The sequence below is a fragment of the Burkholderia sp. b14 genome, from assembly GCF_900156195.1.
Classification (GTDB): Bacteria; Pseudomonadota; Gammaproteobacteria; order Burkholderiales; family Burkholderiaceae; genus Mycetohabitans.
Genome location: NZ_FTPJ01000003.1, coordinates 2637111 through 2661230 on the forward strand (window position 1 = coordinate 2637111; position 24120 = coordinate 2661230).

Annotated in this window: 18 protein-coding genes and 3 pseudogenes; 12 read left to right on the plus strand and 9 right to left on the minus strand. The window is 63.7% G+C overall.

Annotated features, from left to right (window positions below; all coding sequences use genetic code 11):
• Positions 1-75 precede the first annotated feature (75 nt).
• Positions 76-999, plus strand: a complete 924-nt coding sequence (gene tcdA / locus B0B13_RS16680; protein ID WP_170872454.1) for a tRNA cyclic N6-threonylcarbamoyladenosine(37) synthase TcdA — start codon at positions 76-78, stop codon at positions 997-999.
• Here the strand turns inward: tcdA and trxA are convergent.
• Both trxA and B0B13_RS17350 read right to left on the minus strand, forming a co-directional pair.
• A complete protein-coding gene (gene trxA, locus B0B13_RS16685) occupies positions 991-1839 on the minus strand; it encodes a thioredoxin (protein WP_076785174.1) in 849 nt (282 codons plus the stop codon). The two genes, tcdA and trxA, sit on opposite strands and share 9 nt — an antisense overlap.
• A 62-nt stretch (positions 1840-1901) precedes the next feature.
• Positions 1902-2296, minus strand: a pseudogene (locus tag B0B13_RS17350) (pirin family protein); the annotation flags it as partial.
• Positions 2297-2423: 127 nt separating this feature from the next.
• Between B0B13_RS17350 and B0B13_RS16700 the strand changes: the two are divergent.
• Positions 2424-2669, plus strand: a complete 246-nt coding sequence (locus tag B0B13_RS16700; RefSeq protein ID WP_076787276.1) for a hypothetical protein — start codon at positions 2424-2426, stop codon at positions 2667-2669.
• A 260-nt stretch (positions 2670-2929) separates the two neighbouring features.
• On the plus strand, positions 2930-3817 hold the full coding sequence (locus B0B13_RS16705; RefSeq protein ID WP_076797137.1) for an EamA family transporter: 888 nt from the start codon (positions 2930-2932) through the stop codon (positions 3815-3817).
• Between the two features lie 60 nt (positions 3818-3877).
• Here the strand turns inward: B0B13_RS16705 and B0B13_RS16710 are convergent, their stop codons facing one another.
• Positions 3878-5686, minus strand: coding sequence for a glutamine--tRNA ligase/YqeY domain fusion protein (locus B0B13_RS16710; protein WP_237573815.1), 1809 nt, complete (start codon positions 5684-5686; stop codon positions 3878-3880).
• A gap of 225 nt (positions 5687-5911) precedes the next feature.
• Here B0B13_RS16710 and B0B13_RS16715 point away from each other — a divergent pair, with 225 nt between their 5' ends.
• Positions 5912-6121, plus strand: coding sequence for a YMGG-like glycine zipper-containing protein (locus B0B13_RS16715; RefSeq protein WP_076785170.1), 210 nt, complete (start codon positions 5912-5914; stop codon positions 6119-6121).
• A 34-nt stretch (positions 6122-6155) separates the two neighbouring features.
• Positions 6156-6332, plus strand: a pseudogene (locus B0B13_RS19620) (gamma-glutamyltransferase); the annotation flags it as partial.
• Here B0B13_RS19620 and B0B13_RS19625 read toward each other — a convergent pair.
• A complete protein-coding gene (locus B0B13_RS19625; protein WP_217697085.1) occupies positions 6299-6430 on the minus strand; it encodes a CoA transferase in 132 nt (43 codons plus the stop codon). The pseudogene B0B13_RS19620 and the gene B0B13_RS19625 overlap by 34 nt on opposite strands.
• 161 nt (positions 6431-6591) lie before the next feature.
• Between B0B13_RS19625 and alaS the strand changes: the two genes are divergently transcribed.
• Positions 6592-9216, plus strand: a complete 2625-nt coding sequence (alaS, locus tag B0B13_RS16720; RefSeq protein ID WP_076797139.1) for an alanine--tRNA ligase — start codon at positions 6592-6594, stop codon at positions 9214-9216.
• Between the two features lie 80 nt (positions 9217-9296).
• Here alaS and B0B13_RS16725 read toward each other — a convergent pair.
• Positions 9297-9610, minus strand: a pseudogene (locus B0B13_RS16725) (LysR family transcriptional regulator); the annotation flags it as partial.
• 294 nt (positions 9611-9904) lie between these two features.
• Between B0B13_RS16725 and B0B13_RS16730 the strand changes: the two are divergent.
• The 5 genes from B0B13_RS16730 to B0B13_RS16750 all read left to right on the plus strand — a co-directional run bounded on the left by B0B13_RS16730 (position 9905) and on the right by B0B13_RS16750 (position 15664).
• Complete coding sequence (locus tag B0B13_RS16730; RefSeq protein ID WP_076797409.1) at positions 9905-11065, plus strand: YbfB/YjiJ family MFS transporter; 1161 nt, start codon at positions 9905-9907, stop codon at positions 11063-11065.
• 309 nt (positions 11066-11374) lie between these two features.
• Complete coding sequence (locus tag B0B13_RS16735; protein ID WP_076797410.1) at positions 11375-12322, plus strand: branched-chain amino acid ABC transporter permease; 948 nt, start codon at positions 11375-11377, stop codon at positions 12320-12322.
• Entirely contained in the window at positions 12319-14580 is a 2262-nt protein-coding gene (locus B0B13_RS16740) for a branched-chain amino acid ABC transporter ATP-binding protein/permease (RefSeq protein ID WP_083703771.1), read from the plus strand. Before B0B13_RS16735 ends, B0B13_RS16740 begins: the two co-directional genes overlap by 4 nt.
• The gene (locus B0B13_RS16745; protein ID WP_076785168.1) at positions 14577-15287 is read left to right on the plus strand and encodes an ABC transporter ATP-binding protein; all 711 of its coding nucleotides are present in this window, start codon (positions 14577-14579) and stop codon (positions 15285-15287) included. The genes B0B13_RS16740 and B0B13_RS16745 overlap by 4 nt, the downstream gene beginning before the upstream one ends.
• Positions 15288-15433: 146 nt before the next feature.
• On the plus strand, positions 15434-15664 hold the full coding sequence (locus B0B13_RS16750; RefSeq protein WP_076785167.1) for a sulfurtransferase TusA family protein: 231 nt from the start codon (positions 15434-15436) through the stop codon (positions 15662-15664).
• Positions 15665-15701: 37 nt separating this feature from the next.
• On the opposite strand, the gene galU is transcribed toward B0B13_RS16750, so the two are convergent.
• Both galU and B0B13_RS16760 read right to left on the minus strand, forming a co-directional pair.
• Complete coding sequence (gene galU / locus B0B13_RS16755) at positions 15702-16583, minus strand: UTP--glucose-1-phosphate uridylyltransferase GalU (protein WP_076785166.1); 882 nt, start codon at positions 16581-16583, stop codon at positions 15702-15704.
• A 105-nt stretch (positions 16584-16688) separates the two neighbouring features.
• Positions 16689-19550, minus strand: coding sequence for a valine--tRNA ligase (locus B0B13_RS16760; RefSeq protein WP_076797412.1), 2862 nt, complete (start codon positions 19548-19550; stop codon positions 16689-16691).
• 207 nt (positions 19551-19757) lie between these two features.
• On the opposite strand from B0B13_RS16760, the gene B0B13_RS16765 reads away from it, so the two are divergent.
• Positions 19758-22133, plus strand: coding sequence for a UvrD-helicase domain-containing protein (locus B0B13_RS16765; protein WP_076797140.1), 2376 nt, complete (start codon positions 19758-19760; stop codon positions 22131-22133).
• Positions 22134-22284: 151 nt separating this feature from the next.
• Here B0B13_RS16765 and B0B13_RS16770 read toward each other — a convergent pair whose 3' ends face one another.
• Both B0B13_RS16770 and B0B13_RS16775 read right to left on the minus strand, forming a co-directional pair.
• Positions 22285-23079 carry a BPSS1780 family membrane protein gene (locus B0B13_RS16770; RefSeq protein ID WP_076785163.1) on the minus strand — a complete coding sequence of 265 codons (795 nt, stop codon included), beginning with the start codon at positions 23077-23079 and terminating at the stop codon, positions 22285-22287.
• A 10-nt stretch (positions 23080-23089) separates the two neighbouring features.
• Positions 23090-24058, minus strand: coding sequence for a homoserine kinase (locus B0B13_RS16775; RefSeq protein WP_076797141.1), 969 nt, complete (start codon positions 24056-24058; stop codon positions 23090-23092).
• Positions 24059-24120 lie beyond the last annotated feature (62 nt).

Here is a 24120-nt window from a genome sequence, read left to right on the forward strand (position 1 = left end):
GGCACAATAGCGGTTTGGCCGCCGCATCGCGCATTACGCGCGGCGGAGCTTCTCTTGCCTCTCCAGCGTCAGACCATGTCCATTCCGCATGCTATTCACAACGCGTCATCCGAGTCGTGCGCTGCGCGCGCGGCGCCAGCCAATTCGGCCTCGGAAACTGGGGAATTCGAAACAGCTGACCATCCGCGTCGTTTCGGCGGCATAGCACGATTGTACGGCGCAGCCGCGCTGCAGGCATTCGAGCGCTGTCATGTCGCAGTCGTGGGCATCGGTGGGGTCGGCTCGTGGGTGGCCGAAGCGCTAGCGCGCAGTGCAATCGGGCGCTTGACGCTGATCGACCTAGACCACGTCGCGGAAAGCAACACGAATCGCCAGATCCATGCGTTGAACGGCAACTATGGCAAACCGAAGGTCGGCGCAATGGCTGAGCGGATTGCGGCAATTCACCCGCAGTGCGTAGTCACGCAGGTCGAGGATTTTGTCGAAGCCGACAACCTGGACGTGCGGCTGGGCGTCGGGTACGACTTCATCGTCGATGCCATCGATAGCGTACGCACCAAGACGGCGCTGATCGCATGGTGCGTCCGGCACCGGGTGCCGCTGGTGACGGTGGGCGGCGCGGGTGGGCAACTCGATCCGACGCGTATTCGCATCGACGATTTGGCCCGTACCATTCAGGATCCGCTGCTATCCAAGGTACGGGCACAGTTGCGTCAACACCACGGATTTCCACGCGGGCCGAAGGCCAAGTTCAACGTTCCGGCAGTCTACTCCGATGAGCCGTTGATCTATCCGCAGGCGGCCGCTTGCGACCTGGACGGCGAAGAGGCCGCGCGCGCTACCGCACCGGACGCCGGCACGGCGCCGATCGGGCTCAACTGCGCGGGCTTCGGCTCGAGTGTATGCGTGACCGGCGGCTTCGGCTTTGCCGCGGCAGCTTACGTGCTGCGCGCGCTGGCCTTGCGCCAGCCGGATGCGGCGCGCGGCGGCTCAGAATAGCGCGCTGCTCAGCTTGCGGCGCCACTCCGAGACCAGGTGCGGCTGCCCTGATGCGAGATCGAATACTGACAGCATCGTCTTGCGGCCGATGTCGTCACGGAACGAGCGGTCGCGCTTGACGATCTCCAGCAACTGCTCGAGCGCGCCAGCATAGTGACGTGCGGTGATCCATTGGCTAGCAAGGTCAAAGCGTGCCTCCAGATCCCCCGGATCGTTCGCGATGCGCGCTTCCAGCGCGCTCGTATCGGGCAACTCGGTGGCCACCGCGGCTGCGTCCAGCCGGGTCTTCAGCGCGTTGTAGCGCGCGTCGATGCCCTGCGTGGTCCGTGGCGACAGAAATTCGGCCTCAGCCCGCGCGTCATCGAAACGATCGTCGTCGAGCAGCCACTCGATCAGATCTAGGCGCGCCTCGTCAAATCCTGGGTCGAGTGCCAGTGCCGTGCGCAACCGGCCCAGCGCTTCGTCGGTGCGGCCCTGGGCATGCAGTGCGTGCGCGGCGCGGCGCTCGGTTTCAGCGGCGTCGGGCACCAACTGGTCAATGAAGCGGCGCAATTGCCCTTCCGGCAGCACGCCGACGAACTGGTCCACTGGCCGGCCGTCGACGAACGCGATGACGTGCGGAATGCTGCGAATGCCAAGATGCTGTGACAGCTGCGGATTTTCGTCCGAGTTGACTTTCGCGAGCTTGAAGCGTCCACCGTACTCGCGCTCGATTTTCTCCAACAGCGGGCCGAGGACCTTGCACGGGCCGCACCAGGGCGCCCAGAAGTCAACCAATACCGGCACGTTTCTCGATGCGGCGATCACGTCCTGCTCGAAAGTCTCAAGCGTCGTGTCCATCATGTTCCTCGCAAAAAAGAAATGGGCTATCCGACTGACAGATGAGGTCGAGCCCACGTAATTCAACGGTCCGGCAGCGGAACCAGTCGGCCTCGCCGGGCACCTTGTCCATCGTCTGCTGCCGCCACGCCTGTCGCGCGCGCTTGGTCTTCTCGCGTGAGCTGGAAACGAAATTCCAGTGGATAAAGCGCTCGCCGTCAAGTGGCGTGCCACCGGCGAGCATCACATGAGCGCCGCCCGCTCGTTAGCCCTGCGGTGTGCGTTCCGAGTGCACGATACTGCGGCCGGCGATCATTCAGTTGACATCGCCCGGCTCGATGCGCTGAATCGAGCCGAGCGAGTCGCGATGTAGCAGTGCGCCGTTGAGCAAATAGGTCACGGTGGCCAGTCCGCTGTGTGGGTGAGGGCGCACATCGAGGCCGCTGCCGGCGAGAAAGCACGCCGGTCCCATGTGGTCGTCGCCGTGTACGTGGCGCTGTACGGGGCGTTACAACTGCTTACTTTTTGCCGTCAACGGTGTCATTGGTCATCGCGTTTTTGTAGCCAAGCGCGACTGTTTCGCGCGTTTGGAAAAGGAGTCCGACATGAGCAAGCTGCTGATTGCATTGACCGCTAGTCTGTTTGCCGCTTCCGCGGCATTCGCGCAAGGCGCGGCATCGACGCCCGCGGCGGCGTCCGCGCCTGCCGCAACCGCGTCCGCGCCGGCGGCCGCCAGCGGCGCGAAGGCTAAAAAGCACCATGCACGCCACCATCACGGTGCGAAGGGGAAGAGCGCCGAGCAACAAAAGGCGGCGCGCAACGCCGACAGCAGCGGTACCGGTTCGAAGTAACCGATCCGGGTGCGGCCGCGGGGGCGGTCGCGTTCGATGCGTCGCGCGCCGCGAGCGCGGCATCATCGTGTTTCACACAGCCTCTCCCGCATCGGCGGGCGAGGCTTTTTTGATCGGCGCGGCGTGCTGCCGATCCTCTCACCTGCTCCATAAGCGCGATAGGCGGGTTATCCTGATAGCTATTCGCGTGGCTCAGGCAAGGCCGCCGCGCGGCACACACACCACAACACACCCCACAATCATCCGCCAAGGAGTGCCCGATGTCGCCAAAGGACCTGCTGCTCGCGTTCGTTGTGATCGCGGTATGGGGTGTCAATTTTGTCGTCATCAAGGTCGGGCTGCACGGCGTGCCGCCGATGCTGCTCGGTGCGCTGCGTTTCCTGCTGGCGGCTTTTCCCGCCGTGTTCTTCGTCAGGCGGCCAACCGTGCCGTGGCCGCTTTTTCTGGCTTATGGCGCGACCATCGCATTTGGCCAGTTAGCGTTGCTGTTCATGGCCATGTACGTTGGGATGCCTGCCGGACTGGCGTCGCTGGTGCTGCAATCGCAGGCGTTCTTCACACTGGTGTTCGCTGCGCTGCTGCTCGGTGAGCATTGGCGAGCGCACAACCTGCTCGCGCTGGCGATTGCGGCGATTGGGTTAGCAATCATCGGCATACAGGGTGGTCATGCCATGACGGTTGCCGGCTTTGTACTCACGCTGCTCGCGGCATCGATGTGGGCGCTGGGCAATGTCGTGATGCGCAGCATCGGCAGGGTCGACTTGTTGGGACTGGTGGTCTGGTCCAGCCTGATCCCGCCATTGCCCTTCCTCGCACTGTCCTTTTGGTTCGAGGGGCCGGCGCAGATCTGGTCGTCGCTTGGCCAGATCTCGGCTGTGTCGGTGTTCGCGGTAGCCTACCTGGCATTCGTCGCCACGTTGCTCGGCTACAGCTTGTGGGGTGGCTTGTTGACGCGCTATCCGGCCGCGCAGGTCGCGCCGTTTTCGCTGTTGGTGCCGATCGTCGGGCTGAGCGCCGCGGCGCTGTGGCTCGGCGAGGCGCTCACCCTGCCGCAATGGCTCGGTGCGGTGCTGGTGATGGGCGGCTTGCTGGTGAACGTGTTCGGCCGCGGGTTGAGCGATCGGCTGGCGCGCGTACGCCGAGCTTGAGCATGGCGGCGCCAACCCGGCGCGGCTTGTGCAACGACGCCGCCCACCGCATGCAACCCGTTACGCGGATTTGCCCCAGCTGTCGCGCAGGCTAACGATCCGGTTGAACACCGGCTGGCCGGGCACCGAATCGACACGGTCGGCGACAAAGTAGCCGTGCCGCTCGAACTGAGTCCGGTCCTCGGGCAGGAACTGTTGTGCGCCTGGCTCCAGGTAGGCAGTCACCACGCGCTTAGCATCCGGGTTCAGCGCCTCGAGGAAGTCGCGACCGCCGGCATCTGGCTGCGGCTCCTTGAACAGCCGGTCGTACAGGCGCACCTCGGCGTGGTACGCATGCGCGGCGCTGACCCAATGAATGTTGCCCTTGACCTTGTAATGGTTTGAACCTTCGGTCCCTGACTTGCTGTCCGCGAAATAGTGGCAATGCACCGCGACGATGTTGCCGTGATCATCCTTGTCCACGCCCGTGCATTCGACGACGAAACCATAGCGCAACCGCACGCGATTGCCCGGGAACAGCCGGAAATAGCCCTTTGGTGGGTTTTCGTTGAAGTCCTCGCGCTCGATCCACAGCTCCCGCGAGAACGGAAAGGTCCGCGTGCCGCGCTCCGGGTGATGGGGATGCACCGGTGCGCTGCATAGTTCTTCACTATCCTGCGGATAGTTGTCCACGATAAGCTTGAGCGGATCGAGTACGGCGATCGCGCGAGGCGCCTTCTCGTCCAGATCCTCGCGCAGCGCCGCCTCGAGTAGTCCGAAATCGATCCACGAGTTAACTTTGGTCAGCCCGGTGCGTTCGCACATCAGCCGGATGCTCTCCGGCGTGAAGCCCCGACGGCGCAACCCGACGATTGTCGGCATGCGCGGATCGTCCCAGCCGTCCACGTGCTTGCCCTCAACCAGCTGCAGCAGCTTGCGTTTGCTCGTGACTACGTACGTCAGGTTGAGCCGCGAAAACTCGATTTGCTGTGGCAGCGGACGCGTGAAGACGCCGGCATCGGCCAGCTCCGCGAGAAACCAGTCGTATAGCGGCCGATGATCCTCGAACTCGAGCGTGCACAGCGAATGCGTGATATTCTCCAGCGCATCGCAGATGCAGTGCGTGTAGTCGTACATCGGATACACGCACCATGCGTCGCCGGTGCGATAGTGATGGGCGAAGCGGATTCGGTAGATGACCGGGTCGCGCATGTTGATGTTCGGCGACGCCATGTCGATCTTGGCGCGCAACACATGCGCGCCTTCGGCGAATTCGCCCGCCTTCATCCGGCGAAATAGCGCCAGGTTTTCCTCCGGCGTGCGGTCGCGATACGGTGACGGCGTGCCCGGCTCGATCAGTGTGCCGCGCGTGGCGCGCATTTGCTCCGCGCTCTGGCTGTCCACATAGGCCTTGCCGCGCTGGATCAGCAGCTCGGCGAACGCGTACAGCTTGTCATAGTAGTCGCTGGCGAAGTACAGGTGCTCGCGACCGTCCTTCTGCCAATCGAAGCCGAGCCACCGGACCGCGTCGATGATCGAGTTCACATACTCGACATCTTCCTTTTCCGGGTTCGTATCGTCAAAGCGTAGGTGGCAAACGCCGCCGTAGTCGCGCGCGATGCCGAAATTCACGCAGATGCTCTTGGCGTGACCGATGTGCAGGTAGCCGTTCGGCTCCGGCGGGAAGCGCGTCTCGACCCGTTGGCCCCACTTCCCGGACCGGTTGTCGTCGTCGATGATGTTGCGGATGAAGTTCGACGCGGCAGCCGGTTCGGCCGATGCGTTCGTTGGCGCGCCCGGACCGTTGCCGCCTGGCGGCGCGCCAGCAGGGGTGACAGGGTGTTGGCCGGGCTGGGCGCCCGATCTTGCGTCTTTGCGTTCGATATTCATGAGCGGGCAGGGTGGGCCGGCCCGTGCCCGGGCCGGACGATGTTCATGACATTGCATTTTACCCGACGTGACGGCGCGGCGCGGGCCATGCAGCGCGATCACGCTGGGGGCTGCCGCGACCATAGCACCTGTAACAACGCGTAAAAGCGATTGCCACTCCGCGCCCCGCTCTCTTACGATCCTTGCGCTCGCGCATGCGCGAGGATCCGGTCATAAGGAGAAGAAATGAACGCGAAGGCGTCGACGCTTGCAAAGGTGGTGGTCCTGGTATCGCTAGTTCCGGCATTGTCCGCATGCGGATCGTTGTCGCGTTCGGAAAAACACGCGGCGATTGGTGCGGCGGCCGGGGGCGCGCTGGGTTATGTGCTAACCGGTGGGCCGCTGGGCACGGTAGTGGGTGCGGCCGCCGGTGGCCTGGTTGGCGCGGGCCATTGATGCGTGATCCGGGGTGATAAAAACGTAGTCCTTACTCCTCATGCGGGACGGCAAGCTCGCGCTGGTGATCGGCACGCCAGGCGGCTCGTGCGTCTTCACGTCCGTGTTTTAGGTCATTATCGACCTGTACGGCTTTAAGACGCCGGCCAATGAGACCATTGCCGCGATGCGCTTTCATCATGAGTTGTTGCCGCCGAACACGAACTTCTGGATCACATCCGCGCTGAAGTCCGCCACCGTTTGTGCGGACCCGGGATCGGCGAGCACGCGCGTTGGGGCCAATACGCGCAGGTAAGTCAGGGCTCCCATAAACCGAGCATGTCTCCTTGCAAGTGCAACGGTTGCAGCGATGATACGGGGGTGGGCCGGTACGCCCATCCCGTATAATCAATTGTTTAAACGGGCGCGTCCGTGTCCGGATTCACACCCGATGCGCTGGCGCGCCAGCGACAGACTACTCGAAGCACGCTATGAAAGCCGCTGAAATCCGCGAGAAGTTCCTGAAGTTCTTTGAATCGAAGGACCATACGATTGTTCGCTCGTCGAGCCTGGTGCCTGCCAACGATCCAACGCTGCTATTTACCAATTCCGGCATGGTGCAGTTTAAGGACGTGTTTTTGGGCACCGAGACGCGACCGTACTCGCGGGCCACGACCGCGCAGCGCAGCGTGCGGGCCGGCGGCAAGCACAATGACCTGGAGAACGTCGGCTATACCGCTCGGCACCATACGTTCTTCGAGATGCTGGGCAACTTCTCGTTCGGCGACTACTTCAAGCGCGACGCGATTCACTATGCGTGGGAGCTGCTCACGCGTGTTTACCAGTTGCCGCCAGAGAAGCTGACCGTGACCGTCTACCACGAGGACGACGAGGCGTACGACATCTGGGCCAACGAAATTGGCGTGCCGCTCGAGCGGATCATCCGCATCGGTGACAACAAGGGTGCGCGCTATGCGTCGGACAATTTCTGGCAAATGGCCGAGACCGGTCCCTGTGGCCCGTGCTCGGAGATCTTCTATGATCACGGCCCGCAGGTGTGGGGCGGGCCGCCCGGATCGGCCGACGAGGAGGGCGACCGCTTCATCGAGATCTGGAACCTTGTGTTCATGCAATTTAACCGCGATGCGCAAGGCAACCTGACGCCGTTGCCTAAGCAGTGTGTCGATACCGGCATGGGCCTGGAGCGGCTCGCCGCGGTATTGCAGCACGTGCACAGCAACTACGAGATCGATCTGTTCCAACGGCTGATTGCCGCGGCGGCTCGCGAAACCGGCGTGTCGGATCTCGCGCACAACTCGCTGAAGGTGATCGCCGACCATATCCGCGCGTGCGGCTTCATGATCGTTGACGGTGTGATCCCGGGCAATGAGGGGCGCGGCTACGTGCTGCGCCGCATCGTACGTCGCGCGATCCGCCACGGCTACAAGCTGGGTCGCAAGCGCCCGTTCTTTCATCGACTAGTCGAGGATCTGGTCGGTGAGATGGGGACCGCTTATCCGGAACTGAAGGCGGCGCAGCAGCGCGTGACCGACGTACTGCGCCAGGAAGAGGAACGTTTTTTTGAGACGATCGAGCACGGGATGTCGATTCTGGACGCCGCGTTGTCCGAGCTTGCGGCGCGCGGTGCGAAAGTGCTCGACGGTGAACTTGCATTCAAACTGCACGATACGTACGGCTTCCCGCTGGACCTGACAGCGGATGTGTGCCGTGAGCGGGGCATCGGCGTCGATGAGGTGGCGTTCGACGAAGCGATGGCGCGCCAGCGCGAGCAGGCGCGTGCGGCGGGCAAGTTCCGGATGGCCCAGGCGCTCGACTACACGGGCGGTAAGACGACATTCCACGGCTACGACAAGCACGTGTTCGACGATGCCAAGGTCGTCGCGGTGTATGCCGATGGCACGGCGGTGCCGTCGCTGCGGGCGGGCCAGCAGGGTGTGGTCGTGCTTGACCAAACGCCTTTCTATGCGGAGTCGGGCGGCCAGGTTGGCGACCAGGGGACGATCAGCAATGCGACGGTGCGCTTTGCCGTGTCCGACACGTTGAAGGTCCAGGCCAACGTGGTCGGCCACCACGGTACCCTCGAGCAGGGCGAGCTGAAGGTCGGCGATGTCGTCAGCGCCCGTATCGATGCCGAGCGGCGCGCCCGCACCGCACGCAATCACTCGGCGACGCACCTAATGCACAAGGCGCTGCGCGAGGTGCTGGGTCCGCATGTGCAGCAAAAGGGCTCGCTGGTCGATCCAGATAAGACCCGTTTCGATTTCTCGCACAATGCGCCGCTCAGCGACGACGAGATTCGTCGCATCGAGGCGTTAGTCAACGCCGAGGTGTTGGCCAATACGCCGGGCATTGCGCGGGTGCTGCCGTTCGACGATGCGGTCAAGTCGGGCGCGATGGCGCTGTTCGGCGAAAAGTATGGCGACGAGGTTCGCGTGCTCGACCTGGGGTTCTCGCGAGAGTTGTGCGGCGGCACGCATGTGCAGCGCACTGGCGACATCGGTTTGTTCAAGATCGTGTTCGAAGCAGGGGTGGCGGCCGGCATCCGTCGTGTCGAGGCGATCACCGGTGACAATGCGCTGCGCTATGTGCAGGACCTGGAGTCGACGCTCGCGGGGGCTGCTGCGGCATTGAAAGTCCAGCCGGCGGAACTGACGCCGCGCATCGCGCAGGTGCAGGACCAGCTCAAGGCGCAGGAAAAGGAGCTCGCACAACTCAAATCGAAGGTCGCGTCGAGCCAAGGCGACGAACTGGCGAGCCAGGCGGTCGACGTGGCGGGCATGCGCGTGCTGGCGGCCCAGCTCGAAGGCGCCGATGTGAAGACGCTGCGCGAAACGGTCGACAAGCTGAGGGACAAGCTCAAGCATGCCGCGATCGTGCTGGCGAGCGTTGACGGCGGCAAGATTAGCTTGATCGCCGGCGTGACGACCGACGCGAGCCAGAAGATCAAAGCCGGCGAGTTGGTCAACTTTGTTGCGCAGCAGGTCGGCGGCAAGGGCGGCGGCCGTGCGGACATGGCGCAGGCGGGCGGCACCGATCCGTCGAAGCTGTCGGCGGCGCTCTCCGGCGTCAGGGAATGGGTCCAGGCGCAGCTGTAAGCATGCTGCGGAAATAACCGCCGTGTCGCGGCGGCGGTGCGGTGGCGCTCACGCAGCGCGGCCCGCGGACGCAGTGGGGGCGGCAAGCGCGTTGCGGCAGTGCTCTCCATTGCTCCTAGCCGCAGCCTGCCGTGGGGACGCTCGTCGGCGAGCGCATCGCGTGCTTTGTCGGCCAGCGCAAGCAGGCGCTCGGCATAGTCGAGCAACGTATGGCCCGTCGACGTCAGCACCAGCTTGCGACCTTCTCGAACGAACAGCTGCACGCCGAGTGCCTCTTCGAGCTGCTTGAGCCGCGTCGTCACGTTTGACTGCACCCGATGCAGCTTCGCTGCGGCGCGTGTGATGCCTTTTCACGAACGACGGTGCGAAAGATCGACAACGCAGCAAGATCCATTGTTGTTTTATGAAGATGTGAAATATCTGGATAATTCATTTTTTGAGATAGTGCGATACTGCTACGCTCGAATCGTCTCATTGGTTTTCCTACGGAGGTGTTGCCGTGTCCTTGTCCCATCCCGACCAGACTTCACCGTCTGCCGAATCCACGCACGCTCCGTGTGCCAGGGCAGCCATGCCGAGCCCGCTGCCGTCCCAAGCGCCGGACTCGTGCGTGGGCGGGCATCGGGTGCGGCCGTTGGCGCAGGCCCCAGCGGACACCGCGCCGGCATGGACGGCATTGGCCTGCGCGATGGCCCTCGCGGTGGCGCTTGGCGTCGGACGGTTCGCGTTCACGCCGCTGCTGCCGGTGATGCTGCATGACGGGCTGCTCGACATCGCCGGCGGCGGCTGGCTCGCGTCGTTCAACTACGCTGGCTATTTCGTGGGCGCGGTGACGTGTGCGGCGCTGCGTGCGGACCCCGCGCGGATGATACGCGGCGGGCTCGTCGCTACGGTCGTGCTGACTGCAGCGATGGGCCTGACCGATGCGTTCTGGGCGTGGGCGGCGCTGCGCGCGATGGCGGGCGTGATCAGCGCATGGACGGTCGTGTTTGCATCGCAATGGGGCTTGCGGCAGCTGGCCCGTACCGGTGCCGTGCGCTGGAGCGGGGTGATCTATACCGGGCCGGGTGTCGGGATTCTGATCACCGGGCTGGCAACCCGTGCCGTGACGCACGACGGCGCGGCGACCGGCTGGCTGAGCTTTGCCCTGCTGTCGGCGGCGCTGTCCGCGCTCGTGTGGCGGCGATTCGCGGCCGAACGCCCAACGGGCGACGGCCGGATGGGGGCCACGTCCCACGGATCCGCGGCGTCTCAACTCGTGCCACCGTCACCGTCCATGCGCATCGCGCGTGCCGACGCGTACTGGTTGTGCGGGCTCTATAGCTTGGCTGGATTCGGCTACATCATGACCGCGACGTTCCTGCCGGTCATCGCGCGACAGGCGCTGCCCGCCGGCTCGCCATGGCCTGATCTGTTTTGGCCGGTGTTCGGGGCGGCGATTATTCCGGGCGCGCTGCTGGGCGCACGGCTGCCGGCACACTGGGACAATCGGCTGTCGCTGGCGATCTGCTACGTGATGCAGGCCGTGGGCATCGGGCTTGGTATCGCATTACCGACGCTCGCGGGTTTCGCGCTCGGTAGTTTGCTGGTCGGGCTGCCGTTCACGGCGATCACGCTGTTTGCGATGCGCGAGGCGCGCCGCCTGCACGGCGAAAGGGCCGCTGGACTGATGGGCTATGCGACCGCCGCCTATGGTCTCGGGCAGATCGCTGGGCCGCTGGTGGCCGCGCCGATCGCTGCGCGCACAGGATCGTTCTCGCCCGCACTCGGGCTCGCGCTGGCGGCGCTGTTGCTCGGCGCGGCCCTGTTGGTGGCGGTGGCCCGTGCGGCAGGGGCGCGCGAGCGCTAACCGGCCACGCGCCCACCGGCCCGTTGCATCGTTGGTCCGTTGCGTTGTTGGCCCGTTGCGTCGTCGGCGTGCGGCAGACAATGCACGGCGCGGCCAGGCGGCGCCTCAAAGCCGATACAATAGGCGGCTCTTTCGCGCATTTAAAACGATGATGGGATCGACACCCGCAGGTGCGCTGGGCAGCGACTACCGGTATTGTCCGCGCTGCCGCGCCGAACTGATTGACCGACCCGTTGCGCGCGGTGCTCGACCCACTGGTTCGATAGCGGGGCGGCGGACGCGATACGTCGAATGCCCGCGGATTTAGCGATGCAATCGTTCGTTGTCGTATTGCTCAATGGCCTGAGCTATGGGTTGCTGTTGTTCCTGTTGTGTGCCGGGTTGACACTTGTGTTCAGCTTGATGGGCGTGATGAACTTTGCGCATGCGAGTTTCTACATGCTCGGTGCCTACATCGGCTACACGGTCGCGCGCTACGGTGGCTTTGCCGCCGCGTTGATCCTCGCGCCGGCCGCGGTGGCCGGCCTGGCTGCCGCTTTCGAGCTTGGCGTGCTGCGCCGCGTGCACCGTCACGGGCCACTTGCCCAGTTGCTGGCGACCTTTGGCCTGGCGTATCTGATCGCCGAGTTTGTGCAATTGGGATGGGGCCGCTCGCCGTTGCCTGCCGTCGTGCCGCAGTGGCTCGATGGCGCACTGGTGAATTGGCATGCAGTGGCATTCTCTCGTCTTCGCGCCTTCATGATGGCGATCTCCGCTGGCGTGCTCGGCCTCTGTGCGCTGCTGCTGCGGTATTCCCGCATCGGCCTGGTGATCGCGGCCGCGCGCACGCATCCGCACGCCGTGCAGGCGCTGGGCCATGACGTCGCTCGTGTGCAAACTCAGGTGTTCGCGGGCGGCGCGGCGCTTGCCGCGGTGGCCGGCGTGCTCGGCGGCGTGGCATTCGTTACGGATACGTCGATGGCCGAAACGCTGGGTTCGATCGTGTTCGTGATCGTCGTGGCTGGTGGAATGGGTTCGTTGGCTGGTACATTCGTCGCGTCGTTATTGTTCGGCATCGTGCAGACGCTGCTTGTCGGACTCGACATACGGCTCGGCGCACTGCTCCATTGGGTGTTGCCGATGGTAGGCGACGCCGGCGCATGGAGCCGTATCACGTTAGCACAACTCGCGCCAGTGACGCCCTTTGTATTGCTGATCATCGTGTTGGCATTGCGTCCGGGCGGGCTAGTGCGTGGTCATGCGGAGCCGGACACATGATGGCGCATCGCGAGACCCCGCGTGGCGTATGGCTTGACCGCAATATGCGGCGACCGCCGTGGGGTGGGCTGATATTGGCGACCGTGCTCACCGTGCTGCCGCTGCTGCCGCTGGCGCACGGCGAACCGAGCGGCGCGGCGCTGGCGCTCGCGTCTCAGGCGGCCGTGCTGATTGTATTCGCGCTGTCGTACGATTTGTTGCTCGGTCAAACCGGCCTGCTGTCGTTTGGCCACGCGATGTACTACGGCATCGGCGCGTTAGCGTCGGCGCGTGCGACCAACGCGTGGGCATTGTCCGCGCCGTGGCTGCCGGTTGTCGGCGGCGCAGGTGCGGCGCTTGTTGCAGTCCCGGCCGGGTGGCTCAGTGCACGCCGGGGCGGCGTGACCTTCGCGATGGTGACGCTAGGGCTCGGCGAACTGGTCGCAACTGCCGCGAGCACGGTGCCGGAATGGTTTGGCGGCGTGGGTGGCGTGATGATCGACCGCGGAGCCGTCCCGGGCTGGCTCGGTATCGATTTCGGTTCGACGCGTTCGGCCTACGGCCTGGTGGTCGCGGTCGCACTGGCCTCGTGCATGCTGATTGCCTGGTTATTGCGCACGCCGCTCGTGCGGGTAGCCAATGCGGTGCGCGACAATCCGCGACGGGCGGCATTCGTCGGCGTAGATCCATCGCGCGTGAGATGGGCGATGACGGTCATCGCCGCGTTTTTTGCCGGCGTCGCCGGCGCGCTGTCAGTGGTGACCTTTGAGATCGCCACTGCGGACAATGCGAGCGTTGCAACATGCGCGACTGTGTTGATCGCCGTGGTGATCGGCGGCACCGGCACGTTTGCTGGTCCTGTACTGGGTGCCGTGATTTATGTGTCGATCGCGAACGGCTTGGCGTCGATCACCCGCGCGTGGCCGATGTACGTTGGCTTCTTTTTCCTGTTCGTTGTGGTACTCGCGCCCGGCGGGCTGGTCGGTGCATGGTTGCATCGCCGGGTGTCGCCATCACTGGCAGACAGCCGGCGTGCGCGATGCGCGCTACCGGGGTTCAGCGGGCGACGCATGGCACGTGTTCTGGCAGTGCTTGGCATGCTGGCCGGCGGTATCGCTGTGATTCAGTCGGTTTATGCATGGCGATTCGGCGATACCGGCGCGGATATCAGTCCGGGCTGGCAGGCCGTCAATGGGTGGGGCATAGCGGTGGCCGGTGTGGTATTGATGGCGGTGTCGTCGTTCGCGCTGCGTGCCACGGCGCCGCGTTCGTCGCGCCGGGTTGCGGCGGGCTTGCGTTCGACCTCTGCTGCTGCGGCAGCCATGGCTTCGGCTCATGCTTCTTTGGCAGCGATGGCTTCAACCCATGCTTCTGCGGCAGCCACGGGGCCAGCCGTATCCGAAGTCACCGCACCAGTCATCGTCGCAGGCGCTGCCGTCAGTGCGCAGGGGCAAGCAGCCAGTACGGCGAAACAAGTGAAACCAGTGGATCCCGTGCCGGCGATACGGCCGGAAGTGCCGAGCAGCCCGGCGCTCGATGTGACGCTGGACGACGTCCATGTCAGTTATCGCGCGACACCTGTGTTGCGCGGCGTGCGACTGCACGTGCAGGCCGGCGAGATCCATGCGTTGATCGGTCCGAATGGCGCAGGCAAGTCAACGGTATTCAACGTGCTCAGCGGCGTCACGCAGGTCGATCGGGGCACCGTGCGCCTCGACGATAGGGCGATCCGGCGGTTGGCGGCGCATCGGATCGCCCGCCTCGGCGTCGCGCGGGGCTTGCAGACCCCCAGCTTGTTCGCGCAATTGTCGGTACTGGATAATATGTGCTGTGCGATGCTTTGCCCGCGCGGCGGGCCGCTTTGTCGCTGGCTACAGCCTGCTGCATGGCGCGGTCTGCGTAAGCGCGCACTCGACTGGCTACAGGTGGTGGGCATGGGCGATGAGGCTAGCGCCCGTGCCGCGCAACTGAGCTATGCCCGACAACGCGCGCTTGAGTTGGCCATGGCCACGGCCAGTGGTGCACGACTGCTGTTGCTGGACGAGCCGACTGCCGGCATGAGCCGGGCAGAGGCCATCGAGGCGCTTGCCTTGATCCGCCGGATGGCAGACGGACGCACGGTCCTGCTAATCGAGCACGACATGGACATAGTGTTCGATCTTGCAGATCGGATTTCGGTGCTGGTCGATGGCGTGGTCATTACCACCGGTACGCCGGCGCAGATCCGCGCCAATCCGAGCGTGCGCGAGGCCTACCTGGGCCCTGCGCGTGCGCCATGAGGCTCGACGTACGCCACCTGGAGGCCGGATACCAGGGCGTGCGAGTCATTCAGCACGTATCAATGCACGTGGACGGCGGAGAGATCATCGCCGTATTCGGCCGCAATGGCGTGGGCCGTTCGACGCTGGCCAAGGCCATCGTCGGTCTGGTTGAGCGGTGTGGCTCAATCGAACTCGATGGCATGCAGATCGGCACGCTGCGCACCGTGGACATCGCCCGCGCCGGCGTCGGCTATGTCGCCGAGACCCGCGATGTGTTCCCGACATTGAGCGTCGCGCAGAATTTGCTGCTCGGCCTGCCGCGACGCGCACGGAGTCCGGCGGTGATCGAGTCGCTGTACGCGTTGTTTCCTCGCTTGCGTGTCCGTGCCGACGTGAAGGCGGGCGTGCTCTCCGGTGGGGAACAGCAGATGTTGGCCATTGCCCGCGCGTGGGCTGCGCAGCCCCGCGTGTTGATCATCGACGAGCCGACCGAGGGTCTCGCGCCGCGTGTTGTCGATGAGCTTGGCGTTGCACTGGCGACGCTGGCTGCGCGCGGCACTGCGATTGTGCTGATTGAGCAGCGTGCCGCAATGGCGTTGGAGCTGGCGCGACGCGTCTACGTGATGGGACGCGGTCCGTCGGGTTTTGGCGAGATCGTCTTCGCCGGTGAGCGCAGCGAGTTCGAGGCGACGCCGGCGATTGCTCGGCAATGGCTGTCGGTGTAGCGCCGCGCGAGTCGCAACGGCGGCATGGCGTGATAGCGCTGTAGCCTAGTCAGCATGCCGGCGATGTAGGCTGCCAGCGCCGTTTCCCGCTACAATTCATAGGCGGTGCGGACCCGCATCGCGTTTGAGCCAACGGTAGGGATTCGATGGAAGTCCACAAGGAAGTCGACGCGCGGGGGCTGAATTGCCCATTGCCGATTTTGCGCGCGAAGAAAGCATTGGCCGACATGCAGAGCGGCCAGATCCTGAAAGTGCTGGCGACGGATCCCGGCTCGCAGCGGGATTTCGCCGCGTTTGCGAAGCAGACCGGCAACGAACTGGTCGAAACCAGCACCGGCGCCGACAAGACATTCGTATTTCTGATGCGTCGGCGTTGAGCAAATGCGCCGCAAGCTGCGGCGCCGTGCCGCGGCGTTAGCCTTCGAGTACCGGCGAGCGGGTGCGTAGGTATTCGGCGAACTCGTCGCGAACCTCCGGGTGCTGCAGCGCGAATTCGACGGTTGCCTTCAGGTAGCCGAGCTTGCTGCCGCAGTCAAAGCGCGTGCCGTGGTACTTGTACGCGAGCACCTGCTCGTCGCCGAGCAGCGACTGGATCGCATCGGTCAATTGCAATTCACCGCCCGCGCCTGGCTTCAGTGCACGCAAGTGACTGAAGATGCGCGGCTTGAGCACATAGCGGCCAACCACGCCAAAATTGGATGGCGCGACCTCCGGGGCCGGCTTCTCGACGATGCCCGACATCTTGACGATGTTGTCTTCCCATTCCTTGCCGTCGACGATGCCGTACGACTTCGTTTCCTCGTGCGGCACTTCCTCGATGCCAATCACCGAGCTGTGGTAGTGATCGAATACCTCGATCATTTGCTTCATCACGGGCGGGCGACCGTACAGCAGATCGTCGGCGAGGATGACCGCAAACGGGTTGTCGCCGACGAGCTTTTCCGCGCATAGCACCGCATGCCCGAGTCCGAGCGCCTCGGGCTGGCGAACGTAGAAGCAGTCAACGTGGCTGGGCTTGATCCCGCGCACCAACTCGAGCAATTTGTCCTTGCCGCGAGCCTCGAGTTCTGATTCGATCTCATACGACTTGTCGAAGTGATCCTCGATCGCGCGCTTGCTGCGGCCCGTCACGAAAATCATTTCGGTGATCCCCGCGGCAACCGCCTCCTCAACCGCATACTGAATCAGCGGCTTGTCGACCACTGGGAGCATTTCTTTCGGGCTCGCCTTAGTGGCCGGGAGGAACCGTGTGCCAAGACCTGCCACGGGAAACACTGCCTTAGTAACTTTGAGCATCTTCGATTACCCTGTTCGTTTCCGGTTGTACTATGTTAGCCCGATATGGGGAAATGGATAGCGCGACAAGAATGATTGCCTCGCTATAGCCGATAACCCTGCACTTTATGCCGAAAGCCGCCCGAGTTGGGTGGTCAATTTTGCCAACATCGACTCAAAATCTGCCAATCTTTTGCGCTCCTGGTCGACGACGGCGGCCGGTGCGCGGGCCACAAAACGCTCGTTTTGCAGCTTCGCATTGCATTTGGCCAGTTCACCGCCGATGCGGTTGATTTCGCGGGTCAGCCGCTCACGTTCAGCGGCAACGTCAATCTCGACCTTCAGTACCAGCTTGTTCGAGCCGACAAGGGCAACAGGCGCGCCGTGCGCCTGTTGGTCGAGCGCGGCTTCGTCTGCGAGCACCTGGACTTCCGACAACCGCGCAAGCGCTTGGGCATAGGGCGCGAATTCGCGCAGGCGCGTGACATCGCCGGCCACCACCAGCGGCACGCGGGCGGCGGGCGACAGATTCATCTCGCCGCGCAAATTACGACATGCATCGACTACTGCCTTCAGTTCGGCAACCCACTGTTCTGCCCGCTCGTCGATCTTCGACGGCGTGCTGCGTGGATAGGGCTGCATCATCACGGAGGCGTCGCCGGCTGCGGTTCCGGCCGGATACCGACCCGCCAGCGGCGCGACTTTCTGCCACAACGCCTCGGTAATGAACGGCATCAGCGGGTGCGCGAGTCGCAGAATGGTCTCGAGCACGCTGAGCAGCGTGCGCCGCGTGCTGCGCTGCTGCGCCGGCGTGCCGGTTTGCAACTGAACCTTGGCCAATTCGACGTACCAGTCGCAATACTCATCCCAGACGAACTTGTAGATCGTGTTTGCAATGTTGTCGAAGCGATAGTCAGCAAAGCCCTTCTCGACGTCGGCCTCGACCCGTTGCAACAGCGACACGAGCCACCGGTCGGCGGGCGAAAAGTCGAGCGTGCCGTGCGGCCCGCAATCACCTTGGCATGGCACGATACCGCAATCATGCCCTTCGCAATTCATCAGCACGAAGCGCGTGGCGTTCCATAATTTGTTGCAGAAGTTGCGATAGCCCTCGCAGCGCGCCAAATCAAAGTTTACGTTGCGCCCGAGCGTGGCCATCGACGCCATCGTGAAGCGCAGCGCGTCGGTGCCGTAGGCGGGAATCCCATTCGGGAATGCCTTGCGCGTCTTTTGCTCGATCGATGCCGCCCGTTTCGGATTCATCAACCCGGTTACGCGCTTAGCGACGAGTGTTTCCAGGTCAATGCCGTCGACGATGTCGATCGGATCGAGCGTGTTGCCGCGGCTCTTGGACATCTTCTGGCCTTCGGCGTCGCGCACCAGGCCGTGCACATACACGGTGTGGAACGGCACTTTGCCGGTGAAATGGGTGGTCATCATCACCATTCGGGCGACCCAGAAGAAGATGATGTCGAAGCCCGTCACCAGCACCGATGACGGCAGGAAGTGCTCGAGTTCCGGCGTCGATTGCGGCCATCCAAGCGACGAGAATGGCACGAGCGCGGACGAGAACCACGTGTCGAGCACGTCCTCGTCGCGCTTGAGCGCGCCGTTATAGCCCTGGGCGCGGGCCTGTGCCAGGGCGTTGGCCTCGCTATGCGCGACGAACACTTGGCCATCGTCCGCATACCAAGCGGGAATCTGGTGGCCCCACCAGAGTTGGCGCGAGATGCACCAGTCCTGGATATTCTCTAGCCACTGGTAGTACGTAGTGGTCCAGTTCTCCGGCACGAACTTGATCTGGCCGTGGCGCACCACGTCCAGCGAGGTTTGCGCGATCGACTTGCCCGGATGCAACGTACCTTCGGGCGCCGGCCGGCTCATCGCGACAAACCACTGATCGGTGAGCATTGGCTCGATGATGGATTGCGTGCGATCACCACGCGGCACGACCAACCGGTGCGGTTTGACCGACTCGAGCAAGCCGAGCGCGTCCAGGTCCGCGACGATGCGCTCGCGCGCGTCGAAACGGTCCAGCCCGCGGTAGGCGGCCGGTGCGTTGTCGTTAATCTTCGCATCGAGCGTGAGCACAACGATCTGCGGCAATCCGTGGCGTTGCCCGACCTGGTAGTCGTTGAAATCGTGCGCTGGCGTGACCTTGACCACGCCGGTGCCAAACTCGCGTTCCACATAGTCGTCGGCGATCACTGGGATCTCGCGTCCCACCAGCGGCAGTGTGACGCTCTTGCCGATCAGCGCTGCGTAACGCTCGTCCTGCGGATGGACCATGACTGCGACGTCGCCGAGCATCGTCTCGGGCCGTGTGGTCGCCACGCTCAGGTAGCCTGAGCCGTCAGTGAGCGGATAGCGGATGTGCCATAGCTTGCCGTCCTCCTCCTCGCTGACCACCTCCAGGTCCGATACCGCGGTCCTCAGCTTCGGATCCCAGTTCACGAGCCGTTTGCCGCGGTAGATCAGCCCTTGCTGGTAGAGGCGCACGAACACGTCGGTGACGACGCGGGACATGCGCTCATCCATCGTGAAATACTCGCGCGACCAGTCGGTGGACGCGCCGAGCCGCCGGATTTGCCGCGTGATCGTGGAGCCCGATTCTTGTTTCCATTGCCAGACGCGCTCGACGAAGCGCTCCCGCCCCAGTTCGTGTCGTGATTGCTTTTGCGCGTCGAGTTGGCGCTCCACGACGATTTGCGTGGCGATGCCCGCATGGTCCGTGCCGGGCACCCACAACGTGTTCTCGCCGCGCATCCGGTGGTAACGCGCCAATCCATCCATGATGGTCTGGTTGAACGCGTGGCCCATGTGCAGCGTGCCAGTCACGTTCGGCGGTGGCAGCTGAATCGCGAAGTCGGGCCGCTGTGGGTCTAAGGTTGCCTTCGCGTAGCCACGCTTTTCCCATTCTGGGCCCCAATACGCCTCGATCGTCGAAGGCTCAAAACTTTTTGCAAGCGTGGTATCGCTGTCGCTCATTGTCGAAATCTGCCGGAAAGACGGTGAAAATGCGGTGGAATAAATCATCATAGTCAATTATAAGGGAGCCGGTGATGCGCCAGCACCGGTTGCGCCGTCGCATGCTGCGGCACCTGTCGCTGTGGGGCTGCATGCCGTGCGCATCCTCCGCGTGCCCGGGCCGACTGCGGCCGTATAATGACAAGCTTGTTGTGACCAAGGCCGCTCATGTCTGATTTGCTTGCCAAACTGAATCCCGAACAATATGCAGCGGTGACGCTGCCGAACGAGCCGGCCCTGATTCTTGCCGGCGCGGGCAGCGGCAAGACGCGCGTGCTCATTACCCGCATTGCATGGTTGATCTCGCGCGGCGAGGCGAGCCCTGCCGGTATCCTGGCCGTCACCTTCACGAACAAGGCGGCGCGCGAGATGCTGATCCGCCTGGACGCAATGCTGCCGATCAATACGCGCGGCATGTGGATCGGCACGTTCCACGGATTGTGCAACCGGATGCTGCGCGCCCATTACCGCGATGCCGGGTTGCCGCAGGCATTCCAGATCTTGGACACGGCAGATCAGTTGTCGGCCATCAAGCGGCTGATGAAGGGCCTGAACGTCGACGATGAGAAATATCCGGCAAAGAGTCTGCAGTACTTCATCAATAATGCGAAGGAGCAAGGTTTGCGGCCTGAGCAGGTTGATGCGAGCGACAATTTCAATCGCAAATGCGTCGAGCTGTATGCCGCCTACGAGCAACAATGCCAGCGCGAGGGGGTCGTCGATTTTGCGGAATTGCTGCTGCGCTGCCATGAGCTACTGCAACGCAATCCGACGCTACGGGCACATTACCAGGCCCGTTTCCGGCATATCCTGGTCGACGAATTTCAGGACACCAACAAGCTGCAGTATGCGTGGCTGAAGCTGCTGGCTGGCGGGCATAATGCGATATTCGCGGTCGGCGACGACGATCAGTCGATTTACGCGTTCCGCGGCGCCAACGTGGGCAACATGCTTGATTTCGAGCGCGAGTTCAACGTCCGGCACCTGATCAAGCTCGAGCAAAACTATCGTTCGCACGGCAATATTCTCGATGCCGCCAATGCGCTGATCGCACACAATTCGAAACGGCTCGGCAAGAACCTGCGTACCGATGCTGGCCACGGTGAGCCGGTGCGGGTCTATGAAGCGACGACCGATTCGCAGGAGGCCGGCTGGATCGTCGAGGAAATCCGCGCCCTGATCGACACGGGCCTGTCGCGCGATGAGATCGCGGTGCTTTATCGCAGCAACGCGCAGTCGCGCGTGGTCGAGCACACGCTGGTTAATGCCGGGATTGCGTACCGGGTCTACGGTGGACTGCGCTTTTTCGAGCGTCAAGAAGTCAAACATGCGCTCGCGTACCTGCGGCTGATCGACAATCCGAGCGATGACACCGCGTTTGCGCGGGTGGTCAATTTTCCGACCCGTGGCATTGGCGCACGTTCGCTTGAGCAACTGGCTGATGCCGCGCGGCTGTACAACTGCTCGATGGCACAGGCAATTCCCTACGTGACCGGCAAGGCCGGCCAGGCGCTTGGCGGGTTTCTCGCGTTGATTGAGCGGATGCGTGGCGAGACCCGTGCGATGAGCTTGCCGGAGACGGTCGAGGCGGTGATTCGGCTCAGCGGGCTGGAGCAATTCTATGCCAACGAGCGTGAAGGTCAGGAGCGCATCGAGAACTTACAGGAATTAGTCAACGCGGCCAGCGCGTTCGTGTCCGAGGAGGGCTATGGCCTCGATACGCCGGCGCGCTCGATCCCGCTCGCGTCGGGCGCGGGCCGCGCTGCCGCGCTGCGGGGGCCGGACGAGGATGGCGAGCAGGCTGTACTGGAGGCGTCGCGCATCGACGCACCGGCGCAGAATCCCGAGCAGATGACGCCGCTTGCCGGCTTCCTGTCGCATGCGTCGCTCGAGGCGGGCGACAATCAGGCGCAGGCCGGCGAGCACGCGGTGCAATTGATGACGGTGCATGCCGCCAAGGGGCTCGAATTTGCCGCTGTGTTCATCACCGGACTCGAGGAAGGCCTGTTCCCGCATGAGAACAGCGTGACGGAACAAGATGGGCTCGAGGAAGAGCGGCGCCTGATGTACGTTGCAATCACGCGTGCCAAGGAGCGGCTCTATCTGTCGTTCGCTCAAAGCCGGATGTTGCACGGCCAGACGCGCTACAATGTGCGCTCGCGTTTCTTTGACGAATTGCCGGCCGAGGTGTTGAAGTGGCTCACGCCCAAGCTGGAGCCCGGTTCACGCTGGGGTCAGCGTGCCGGTTTCGGCGACAATGCTGGATGGGGCCGCGATTGGTTCGGCCGCAGCGTCCGGCGCGACGACGCGCCGTATGGCAATGCGCGCTTTGACGACGGGGCGCCGGCGCCGGCGTTCGCGGACCAGCAGCGCGCCGCGCAAAGCGGCTTCCGGATCGGCCAATCCGTCTTCCACGCGAAATTCGGCGAGGGCATGATCACCGCGCTGGAGGGGGGCGGCACGGACGCGAAGGCACAGGTCGCATTTAAGCGGCACGGCACCAAATGGCTTGCGCTCGCGGTTGCGAAACTGCAGTCAGTGTGACGAACCGGCAGCGATGGGTACGACGGGCCCGGTGGTGAGTACGACGGATCGCAAGCGGTGAGTATCATGAATCCCAGCGGTGGTCGAACGGTGCCGTTGCACGGTCGCGCGACAGCACTGCGATGGGCGCTGCTGCGAATGCCGCGACGGCTTATGCGGTAGGCGGCGGCCCGGCGTGCTGCTCGGCGCTGAAGCAGCCGCGATAGGTCGCGTAGAACGAGCAGTAAATCATCGTCCACAGGATCACGCTGACCGGCAACAGCGCAGTCAACGCGCCGCTCGTTAGGCCGAACACGCTCAGCACGAAACCGAGCACCAGCGACACGCCCATCACAATTGCGAACCACGTGGCTAGATAGACGAGGAACGCGCCGCGGTTGCGCCAGCAGGCCACGAAGCTGAAGAACATCGCCTTGACTGGCGGCACGCGATGCCAGGCGGTCAGCAGTGGCGCGAACCAGAACAGCATCATCGTCGGCACGTAGATGACGAAGCCGAGCGCGATACTGGAAAGGAACAGGCGACTGGAGGCGACGTCGTCATTCGGCTTCGCTTCGCTGACGACGGTTTTCAGCAGCGAGCCGCCGTCGATCAGCGACGTCAAGAACAGGCCCGCGGTGACTAGTACAAGGTAGATCAGCCCGAGTTGCAACAGCTGCCGCGCGACGCCGCCGCCATGCGCGCGAAAGCCGGTAAACAGCGCGAGCGGCAACACGTGCTTGCCGGCGATCACGTCGCGGCATGCACTCATGAACCCGACGGACAAACCCGGCACGAGTATCAGCCACAGCGCGGAGCCGACCACCGGCACATGCGCGACGAGCATCATCGAGAACAAATAGGTAAAGAAAATTGCCAGGAAGCTCAGCGGGTTCTTGCGGAACAGCCAGATGCCTTGGCGGAACCAGATATAGCCGGATTTCGCGGGTGCCTCGATCAGTCGCATAGCAGAGGAGTCAAAGCCACGGCAACGCGTCGGCGCCGATGCGCTCGCGCAACACACGCTCGAAATGAGCGGGGTCGTGCGGCTTGAGCAGGTGAGCGTCGCGTGGCAAGTAAAAGTCATAGAGTCGGGACAACCAGAAGCGCAACGCACCGGCACGCAGCATATCGCGCCAATGTTGCGTCTCGGCAGGGGTAAACGGTCGCACGGTGTGGTACGCGCGCAGCAACGCCTGGGTTCGCGCCTGGTCCAGGTGACCGGTGTCCAGGTCGACACACCAGTCGTTGACGGTCACGGCGACATCGAACAACCACTTGTCGCAGCCAGCGAAATAGAAGTCGAAGAGGCCGCCGAGCGTATCGCGCCCGTCGCGCAGCGCGAACAGCACGTTGTCGCGGAATAGATCGCAGTGGCATGGCCCGCCGGGCAGCGCTGCATAGTCGGGCGACGCGAAGAACGCCTGCTGATACGCTAATTCGCTGACCAGCAGCTGGTGCTGCGCATCGGTCACGTAGGGCAACACCGCTGGGACATTGTCTCGCCACCAGGGCAGGCCGCGCAAATTCGGCTGGTGCATCGGGAAATCTCGTCCGGCAACGTGCATCCGCGCCAGCATGTGTCCGACTTCGGTGCAGTGCGTAATCTGCGGCGCTAGCCGCGGCGAGCCGTCCAGCCGCGTCACGATCGCGGCGGGCTTGTCCATCAGTATGCCGAACAACGCGCCGTCGTCGCGGCGCATCGGGTCGGGCACCGGCACGTGATGCGCCGCTAGATGCCGCATCAATTCTAGGTAGAACGGCAACTCGTGTGCGGCAAGCTTCTCGAAGATCGTCAGCACGTACTCGCCAGTGGTTGTCGTCAAGAAAAAATTGCTGTTTTCGATTCCCGACGCAATGTCGCGGAAATCGATGATCTCGCCTATCTCGTAGTGCTGAACCCAGGCGGCGAGCCGGGCTTCGGGAACGGCGGTGAAAACGGCCATGCAGACGTCGTTGGACAGGTTCAAAGGCTGCCGCCAGCGGGGCGCGGCAGGGGGGCGCGTGC

Bases quoted from the DNA above. Each gene is read 5' to 3' on its own strand.
- tcdA (WP_170872454.1), top strand. From the start codon at position 76: ATGTCCATTCCGCATGCTATTCACAACGCGTCATCCGAGTCGTGCGCT.
- trxA (WP_076785174.1), bottom strand. From the start codon at position 1,839: ATGGACACGACGCTTGAGACTTTCGAGCAGGACGTGATCGCCGCATCG.
- B0B13_RS16700 (WP_076787276.1), top strand. From the start codon at position 2,424: ATGAGCAAGCTGCTGATTGCATTGACCGCTAGTCTGTTTGCCGCTTCC.
- B0B13_RS16705 (WP_076797137.1), top strand. From the start codon at position 2,930: ATGTCGCCAAAGGACCTGCTGCTCGCGTTCGTTGTGATCGCGGTATGG.
- B0B13_RS16710 (WP_237573815.1), bottom strand. From the start codon at position 5,686: ATGAATATCGAACGCAAAGACGCAAGATCGGGCGCCCAGCCCGGCCAA.
- B0B13_RS16715 (WP_076785170.1), top strand. From the start codon at position 5,912: ATGAACGCGAAGGCGTCGACGCTTGCAAAGGTGGTGGTCCTGGTATCG.
- B0B13_RS19625 (WP_217697085.1), bottom strand. From the start codon at position 6,430: ATGGGAGCCCTGACTTACCTGCGCGTATTGGCCCCAACGCGCGTGCTC.
- alaS (WP_076797139.1), top strand. From the start codon at position 6,592: ATGAAAGCCGCTGAAATCCGCGAGAAGTTCCTGAAGTTCTTTGAATCG.
- B0B13_RS16730 (WP_076797409.1), top strand. From the start codon at position 9,905: ATGGCCCTCGCGGTGGCGCTTGGCGTCGGACGGTTCGCGTTCACGCCG.
- B0B13_RS16735 (WP_076797410.1), top strand. From the start codon at position 11,375: ATGCAATCGTTCGTTGTCGTATTGCTCAATGGCCTGAGCTATGGGTTG.
- B0B13_RS16740 (WP_083703771.1), top strand. From the start codon at position 12,319: ATGATGGCGCATCGCGAGACCCCGCGTGGCGTATGGCTTGACCGCAAT.
- B0B13_RS16745 (WP_076785168.1), top strand. From the start codon at position 14,577: ATGAGGCTCGACGTACGCCACCTGGAGGCCGGATACCAGGGCGTGCGA.
- B0B13_RS16750 (WP_076785167.1), top strand. From the start codon at position 15,434: ATGGAAGTCCACAAGGAAGTCGACGCGCGGGGGCTGAATTGCCCATTG.
- galU (WP_076785166.1), bottom strand. From the start codon at position 16,583: ATGCTCAAAGTTACTAAGGCAGTGTTTCCCGTGGCAGGTCTTGGCACA.
- B0B13_RS16760 (WP_076797412.1), bottom strand. From the start codon at position 19,550: ATGAGCGACAGCGATACCACGCTTGCAAAAAGTTTTGAGCCTTCGACG.
- B0B13_RS16765 (WP_076797140.1), top strand. From the start codon at position 19,758: ATGTCTGATTTGCTTGCCAAACTGAATCCCGAACAATATGCAGCGGTG.
- B0B13_RS16770 (WP_076785163.1), bottom strand. From the start codon at position 23,079: ATGCGACTGATCGAGGCACCCGCGAAATCCGGCTATATCTGGTTCCGC.
- B0B13_RS16775 (WP_076797141.1), bottom strand. From the start codon at position 24,058: ATGGCCGTTTTCACCGCCGTTCCCGAAGCCCGGCTCGCCGCCTGGGTT.